General features: G+C 65.7%; 1 protein-coding gene. It reads left to right on the plus strand.

Going from position 1 to position 1,045, the window contains the following annotated elements; genetic code table 11:
• Positions 1-101: 101 nt before the first annotated feature.
• A partial coding sequence (locus tag A5648_RS13815) for an IS110 family transposase (RefSeq protein WP_428844342.1) occupies positions 102-1,045 on the plus strand: 944 nt, incomplete at its 3' end.

The following is a 1,045-nucleotide window of genomic DNA, read 5'->3' on the forward strand; positions in this document are numbered from 1 at the left end:
TTAGACGGTATGGGGGGCTGGGGCCTCACTCACATGTGAACGTGGGTTGCCGACAGGAAATGGGTCCTGGCCGGTAGAGCCACAAGATGTGGGAGGCCCCAGTGAAGGTTCAGCGTACGAGTGTCGGGTTGGATGTGCACGCCCGTTCGGTGGTTGCGTGCGGGTTGGATGGTGATACCGGCGAGGTGTTCGAGCGCCGGTTGACTCCGGATCGCAACGATGTCCTGGAATGGGTTCGGGGTCTTCCCGAGCCGGTGGCAGTGACCTACGAAGCCGGGCCGACCGGTTTCGGTCTGGCCCGGTTCCTGCTGGCAGCGGGGATCGAGTGTGCGGTGGCCGCACCATCGAAATTGATCCGCCCGGGTGGGGATCGGGTCAAGACCGATGCCCGTGATGCGGCGCATCTGGCGCGGTTGTTGCATCTGGGTCAGATCACGGCGGTGACAATCCCGACGGTGGAGCAGGAAGCTGCCCGGGATGTGGTGCGGGCCCGCGAAGACGTCCGTGGTGACTTGATGACGGCCCGGCATCGACTCTCGAAGCTGCTGCTAAGACAGGGGATCGTCTACAGCGGCGGGCGGACCTGGATTCGTGAGCATGAGCGATGGCTGCGCCAGCAACAGTTCGACAACCCCGCCTTGCAACTGGCCTACGACAGTGCCTTCGACACGATGCTGGCCACCGTCGACCGCCGGGAGCGCCTCGACGCCGCGATCGCCGAAATGGCTGCTGATTCGCAGTTCACTGCGGTGGTGAACAGGCTGGGGTGTTTACGCGGGGTCTCGACGCTGACCGCGTTTGGGCTGGCAGCCGAGATCGGCGACTGGTCTCGGCTGACCGGCCGCAGTATCGGCGCCTACCTCGGACTGGTACCCAGCGAGTACTCCTCCGGGGCGACACGAACGCAGGGCGGGGTGACCAAGACCGGCAACAGTCACGCCCGCCGGCTGCTGGTCGAAGCCGCCTGGCATCACCGAGCCCCGTATCGGCCCGGTGCTGTGATGCGGCGACGCTGGGATGCCGCATCACCAGCAGCTCGGGCACG

The sequence above is a fragment of the Mycolicibacter sinensis genome, assembly GCF_001673565.1.
Lineage (GTDB): Bacteria > Actinomycetota > Actinomycetes > Mycobacteriales > Mycobacteriaceae > Mycobacterium > Mycobacterium sinense_C.